Here is a 5,993-nt window from a genome sequence, read left to right as displayed (position 1 = left end):
GATCGGCAATCCGCTGGACGCGGGCGCCCGCGAAGCCGTGCTCGGCGAACTCGGTTCTCGCCGCCGCCACCAACTCCGTGCGCCGCCGCTCCGGCGCCTTCTCGTGCGGCGCGACGGGGATGTCCGCTCTCGTGTGCAGGGTGGCTTTCGGAGGCATCTCATACCGCTAACCCAGCCATGGACGTATCACAAGCGCGGCGTTGACTCTTCTAACCGTTTGGTTAAGTCTGGCGATTGACCCGGGTCGGCAAGAATCTGGGCAATGGAGGGCGGCCGTATGCTGAGCGATGGCATTCGAGGCGTTGAGGGTTCCACGCGCCGAGACGACCCGGGCGGAGCGGCCTGGTGAGCTACAAATTCGATTTCTCTGCCGTCTTCGACAATTTCAACGAGCTTCTGCTTGGCTGCCTTGCGACGCTGGCCATGTCGATTGCGGGCATGATCCTGGCCCTGGCTATCGCCGTGCTCGCCGTCATCGGGCTGCGGCTGCGGCCGCGCTGGTTCAAGTATCCGGTCGGCGGCTTCGTCGAAGTGGTTCGCAACACGCCGTTCCTAATCCAGATCTTCTTCATCTATTTCGGCCTGCCCGCCATCGGCATCCGGTTTCCGCCCGACGTCGCGGCGGTGATCGCGCTGTCCATCAATGGCGGAGCCTACGCGATCGAGATCATTCGCGCCGGGGTGGAGGCGGTGCCGAGATTGCAGATCGAAGCGGGGCAGGCGCTTGGCCTTCATCCGCTTCAGATATTCCGTGGGATTGTGCTGCGCCCTGCACTTTGTGTCGTGTATCCGGCGCTCACCAGCCAGTTCATTTTCCTGATGCTGACGTCGAGCATCGTGTCGTCCATCGCGGCGCGTGAACTGACGCACGCCGCCGCCGTGCTGGAGGGGATAACGTTTCGCAGCTTCGAAGTCTATTCGGTGGTGACCGTCCTGTATGGGATCATGGCGATCCTGCTGTCGATCTGCTTCTCCCTGCTGTTCCGGTACCGGATCAGCTATCCGACCCGATGAGTGGAAGCAGTCGATGATCAATGGCCTTGGACCCGCGCAATACGTCCTCATCCTGCAAGGGCTGAAGTGGACGCTCCTGCTCTCGGCAATCGCGTTCGGCGGTGGCGTCGTTGGCGGCGGTATGGTGGCGCTGTGCCGTGCGTCGGAATTTCGCTGGCTGCGGATCGCCGCCACCTGCTTCATCGAGGTCTTCCGGGGCACGCCGCTGCTGATGCAGCTGTTCATGACCTATTACGGGCTCGCGCTGCTGAATTTCCCGCTGGATCCCTGGATTGCCGTGGCCATCGGATTTACCCTCAACGCGAGCGCCTTCCTGGGCGAGATCTGGCGCGGCTCGATCCAAGCCATCCCACGGACCCAGGCCGAAGCGGCCCGTGCACTCGGCCTGCACTATTGGCCCATGATGGTAACCGTTGTCCTGCCGCAAGCCGTGCGGTTGTCGATACCGCCCACGGTCGGCTTCCTGGTGCAACTCATCAAAGGCACCTCCCTCGCGGCCATCATCGGGTTCACCGAACTGGCGCGGACGGGGCAATTGCTTTCGAACATCACCTATCAGCCGCTGCTCGTCTACAGCGTGATCGGTGCCGTCTACTTCGTCGTCTGCTGGCCAGTGTCATGGCTCGGCAAACGGATGGAAGGCAGGCTCGCGGCCGGGTAACGGGGCGAGAACCGAATGAATGAAACATGGAGGAAACAATGCTGATCGGACGAAGGATTTTGCTCGCTGGCAGTGCGTCGCTGGCGGCTGGGCTCGCCGTAACGACGGCCAAGGCGGAGACGGTGCAGGATATTCAAAAGCGCGGCACGCTGCGGCTGGGTGTGCTGGGCGACCAGCCGCCTTGGGGGTTCCTGGACGGCGACGGCAAGAGCGCCGGATACGATGTGGATTTCGGCGTGTTGATGGCCAAGGCGATGGGCGTCAAACCGGAATTCGTGACGATGACGGTCGCTGCCCGGATCGCGCAGCTGATGACCAATAAGGTAGATTTGGTGATCGCCGTGATGGGAATGTACCCGGAGCGCGCCAAGGTCGTGCAGTTCACCAAGCCCTACGCGGCGCTGAGCATTATCGTGCTCGGCCACAAAAGCCAGAAGGTCGGCAGCGTCGCCGACCTCGCCAAGCTGCGCATCGGGGTGCCGCGCGGCGCCGCACAGGACACGGCGCTGACGGCGCAGGTGCCAGGCGGCGACATCCGCCGCTACGACGACGATGCCAGCAACATCCAGGCCCTGCTGGCCGGCCAGGTCGACGTGATCGGCGGCAACACGACGTATATTCTGAACATCAACAAGGCGCTTCCGAACAACGACATCGAGCAGAAATTGGTGCTCAACCGCCAATACATGGGCATCGCGATGCGGCCAGGGCAAAAGGAGTTGAACGAGTGGCTCAACGCCTTCGTCGACAAAGTGCGCGATGGCGGTGATCTCGAAAAGCTGAGCCAGAAATGGATCGGCCAACCTTTGCCGGAACTGCCTGCCTCGCTCGAGGGCGTGCCGTTCACAGTCAGCTGACACTGCAGGCCGCCGCGGACCCGACCGCGGCGGTCTTGTCACTCCAGCCAGGTCAAACCCACAATGAGCAAACCGATCTACGTGCTGAACGGCCCCAACCTCAATCTCCTAGGGGAGCGCGAGCCCGCGATCTACGGCTACGAGACGCTCGCGGACGTCGAGGCGCGCTGCCGCCGCCGGGCCGAAAGCCTTGGCTACGAGATCGACTTTCGTCAGACGAATTGGGAAGGGGCGCTGGTGGACAGCGTGCACGAGGCCCGCAAGGCCGCCTGTGCCATCATCATCAACCCGGCAGGGTTGAGCTTCAACTCCATACCTCTGCTCGATTCGCTCAAGATGTTCGATGGTCCCAAAATCGAGGTCCATCTCAGCAACATCCACCAACGCGATCCCATCTATCACCGCTCGCTGGTGTCGACGACGGCGCATGGCGTCATCGCCGGCATCGGGGCGCTCGGCTATGAACTTGCGATCGAAGCTGCGCACGCGCGGCTCACCGCGGTGGCTGGAAGCCCGGCGACGTGACCGTCCTGATCACTGGCGGCACGGGTTTCCTCGGCGCCTGGGTCGCCCGGTGCCTGCAGGCTGGCGGGCACGCCGTCCGGGTGCTGGATCGTAATGCGGATCGTTCGATGCTGGCCGCGATCCTCGGCGAGGCCGCCGTGCCGGATTGCATCGTGGCCGATATCACCGACGGGGAAGCGGTCGCGGCGGCGGCAGCGGGTTGCGACAGCATCGTCCACCTCGCGGCGATGCTGACCCCGGCATGTCAGGCGGATCCGCCCCGGGGCGCCGCGGTCAACCTAGGCGGTACGCTGGCCGTGTTCGAGGCCGCGCGACGGCATGGTATCCGGCAAGTCGCCTACGCCAGCAGCGCTGCCGTCTACGGCCCCGAGGGCGGGACGCCCCGCCCGGACACCCATTATGGCGCGTTCAAGCTGGCCTGCGAATTGTCGGCCCGCGTCTACTGGTTGGAACACCGGGTCGCGAGTGTCGGGTTGCGCCCACTGGTCATCTACGGGCCGGGGCGCGAAGTCGGCAGTACCGCCGGGCTGAGCATCGCCTGCCGCAAAGCGGCTTCGGGTGAGCCCTACACCATCCCCTTCACCGGCGCGACCGACGCGATCTACGTCGATGACGTGGCCGCGGCGTTTGCTGCAGCGGCGACCCGCCCCCCCGACGGGACACACGTGCTGAACCTTCGCGGCGAGGTGGTCGACGTCGCCGAGGTGATCGCGATTCTCACTGCGATGTTTCCCAAGGCCGTTCTGGATGCCGCGGGTCCGCCCGTGCCGATCGCGCCCGAGCTGCCGCGCAGCGATGTCGAAGCCGTGCTCGGCAGTCTGCCCCGCACGACGCTGCGTGAAGGTCTTGCGCAGACGACCCGCTTCCGTGGCGGCAGCGTGAGCCAGGAGAGCACAGCATGACCGAGCCGATTGTTGCAGCCTTTGCCCCTTGGTGCTTCCCCGCCGCCCAACTGGACGTGCTGCTCGCCGAGGCTGGCATCGACCTTCTGCTTGCCAGTTCGAAGCACAATATCCGCTACCTGCTGGACGGCCACCACCACCATTTCTTCGCGCACATGGATGCGATCGGAACCAGCCGCTACCTGCCCATTCTGGTCTATCCCACCCGCCGCCCCGGCGACGCCGCCTATGTCGCGAACCGCAACGAGAAGGACGCCATCGCCGTCCGTGCCGCCGAGGGCCGCGCGCTCTGGGCCGGCACGGTCCTTCCCGCCGCCTCCGGCTCTGCCGAGGCCATGGGCGTGGCGATCGGCCATCTCCGCCGCATCGGCGTCTCCCCCCGCACCATCGGCGTCGAGCTGGGCTTCCTGCCGGCCGATGCCTACCTCGCCCTGCACGATGCGTTTCCAGAGGCGAAAATCGTCGAGGCCCACCGCCCGCTGGAGCGCATGCGGGCGGTGAAGACCCCGGCGGAGCTGCTCCTGCTGCGGGACGCATCGGACCGTGTGGTCGACGCCATGCTCGCCGTCATCGGCAGCCACGGGCCAGGCACGACCAAGCGGCAACTGGAAGCGGCATTGCGACGGGAGGAGAGCGAGCGCGGGCTCGTGTTCGAATACGCCCTCATCACGGTGGGCAGCGGCCACGGGCGCGCGCCGTCGAACGAGGTTTGGCAGGCCGGCGACATCCTCTCGCTCGATTCCGGCGGCAATCTCGACGGCTATATCGGCGACCTCTGCCGCATGGCGATCCTCGGCGAGCCGGATGCTGAGTTGGAAGACCTGCTTGGCCTGGTGGAGCACGCGCAAATGGCGGCCCGCGCGCCCATCCGTCCTGGTATACCCGGCGTCGCCATCTACGACGCCGCACGGGACGCGATGGCGGCCCTGCCGGCGAACGCGTCCTTCGTCGCGCACGGCATGGGCCTGATTGGCCACGAGGCGCCACGCCTGACGGCCAAGGGACCGATCCCCTATTCGGATTGCGACGCCGCCCTGCCGCTGCAAGCAGGGATGGTCGTCTCGATCGAGACGACGCTGCCGCATCCAACACGCGGTTTCATCAAGCTGGAGGATACGGTGGCCGTGACGGAAGATGGCTGGGAAGGCTTTGGCGACCGCTTCCGTGGTTGGAACAGGGGCGCCGCATGACCCGCCCGATGCCACCGCTCGCCATCTCGCACCTTACTGCGCTGGAACTGCCGCCGCCTGCCTTGCTCGAGGCGGCGGCCGCCGCAGGATGCCAGGGCGCGGGCCTCCGCCTGATCCCCGTCCTACCCGGCGCGGCAGCCTACTCGCTCATGGACGACCCGGCCTTGATGCGCCAGACGCTGGCGGCGATTGCCCGGACCGGCATCACGGTGCGCGACCTGGAGATCGTCATGTTGCGTCCGGACACGGATGTCGGCGGCTACCGCGCCTTTTTGGAAGCAGGCGGGCGGATCGGGGCGAAGCACGTGCTGGTCGCCGGCTACGACGATGACGAACCCCGGCTGACCGCCAACTACGCCGCCTTCTGCGACCTGGCCGCGCCGTTCGGGCTGACGGGGGATCTCGAATTCATGCCCTGGTCCAACGTGCCGGATCTGGCGACGGCCCGGCGTGTGGTGCAGGCGGCGGGGCGGCCCAACGGCGGCGTCCTGCTCGACCCCTTGCACTTCGCACGGTCGGCCGGGACGGTCGCGGACATCGCGGACGTGCCACGGGCGCTGTGGCACTATTGGCAGATTTGCGACGCCCCGGCCGAGCATCCCGGCACCACGGAGGGGCTGCTGCACACGGCGCGGGCAGAGCGCCTGTTTCCCGGCGAGGGTGGCCTGGACCTTGCCGGCATCACACGGGCCATGCCGCCCGACCTGCCGCTCAGCATCGAGGTTCCGAAGGCCGCCATGGCCCGGACCGTTCCCGGGGCGGAGCGCATCCGGCTCGCGGCCGAGGCCACGCGTGCGTTCCTCGGCAGCGTGGCGGACTGACCAGGGATGGCCCCGATCCGCAT

General features: G+C 66.4%; 7 protein-coding genes. All 7 read left to right on the top strand.

What is annotated here, in order from left to right; all coding sequences use genetic code 11:
• Window positions 1-345 precede the first annotated feature (345 nt).
• The 7 genes from GSQ76_RS30380 (at window position 346) to GSQ76_RS30350 (ending at window position 5,970) form a co-directional block, all read left to right on the top strand.
• Complete coding sequence (locus tag GSQ76_RS30380) at window positions 346-1,014, top strand: amino acid ABC transporter permease (protein ID WP_158747820.1); 669 nt, start codon at window positions 346-348, stop codon at window positions 1,012-1,014.
• 13 nt (window positions 1,015-1,027) lie between these two features.
• Window positions 1,028-1,675: an amino acid ABC transporter permease gene (locus GSQ76_RS30375; protein ID WP_158747819.1), complete on the top strand. Its 648-nt coding sequence runs from the start codon at window positions 1,028-1,030 to the stop codon at window positions 1,673-1,675.
• A 38-nt stretch (window positions 1,676-1,713) separates the two neighbouring features.
• Complete coding sequence (locus GSQ76_RS30370) at window positions 1,714-2,532, top strand: transporter substrate-binding domain-containing protein (protein ID WP_158747818.1); 819 nt, start codon at window positions 1,714-1,716, stop codon at window positions 2,530-2,532.
• Between the two features lie 63 nt (window positions 2,533-2,595).
• The gene (locus GSQ76_RS30365) at window positions 2,596-3,057 is read left to right on the top strand and encodes a type II 3-dehydroquinate dehydratase (RefSeq protein ID WP_158747817.1); all 462 of its coding nucleotides are present in this window, start codon (window positions 2,596-2,598) and stop codon (window positions 3,055-3,057) included.
• A complete protein-coding gene (locus GSQ76_RS30360) occupies window positions 3,054-3,959 on the top strand; it encodes an NAD(P)-dependent oxidoreductase (RefSeq protein WP_158747816.1) in 906 nt (301 codons plus the stop codon). Before GSQ76_RS30365 ends, GSQ76_RS30360 begins: the two co-directional genes overlap by 4 nt.
• Window positions 3,956-5,149 carry a Xaa-Pro peptidase family protein gene (locus GSQ76_RS30355; RefSeq protein WP_158747815.1) on the top strand — a complete coding sequence of 398 codons (1,194 nt, stop codon included), beginning with the start codon at window positions 3,956-3,958 and terminating at the stop codon, window positions 5,147-5,149. The genes GSQ76_RS30360 and GSQ76_RS30355 overlap by 4 nt, the downstream gene beginning before the upstream one ends.
• Complete coding sequence (locus tag GSQ76_RS30350) at window positions 5,146-5,970, top strand: sugar phosphate isomerase/epimerase (protein ID WP_216851370.1); 825 nt, start codon at window positions 5,146-5,148, stop codon at window positions 5,968-5,970. The genes GSQ76_RS30355 and GSQ76_RS30350 overlap by 4 nt, the downstream gene beginning before the upstream one ends.
• Window positions 5,971-5,993: the final 23 nt, after the last annotated feature.

Origin of the sequence: Acidisphaera sp. L21, assembly GCF_009765685.1 — a bacterium.
In the GTDB taxonomy this organism is placed as follows: Bacteria; Pseudomonadota; Alphaproteobacteria; order Acetobacterales; family Acetobacteraceae; genus LMUY01.
This window is presented reverse-complemented; position numbering and strand designations above follow the sequence as displayed.

Bases quoted from the DNA above. Each gene is read 5' to 3' on its own strand.
- GSQ76_RS30365 (WP_158747817.1), top strand. From the start codon at position 2,596: ATGAGCAAACCGATCTACGTGCTGAACGGCCCCAACCTCAATCTCCTA.
- GSQ76_RS30355 (WP_158747815.1), top strand. From the start codon at position 3,956: ATGACCGAGCCGATTGTTGCAGCCTTTGCCCCTTGGTGCTTCCCCGCC.
- GSQ76_RS30350 (WP_216851370.1), top strand. From the start codon at position 5,146: ATGACCCGCCCGATGCCACCGCTCGCCATCTCGCACCTTACTGCGCTG.
- GSQ76_RS30370 (WP_158747818.1), top strand. From the start codon at position 1,714: ATGCTGATCGGACGAAGGATTTTGCTCGCTGGCAGTGCGTCGCTGGCG.
- GSQ76_RS30375 (WP_158747819.1), top strand. From the start codon at position 1,028: ATGATCAATGGCCTTGGACCCGCGCAATACGTCCTCATCCTGCAAGGG.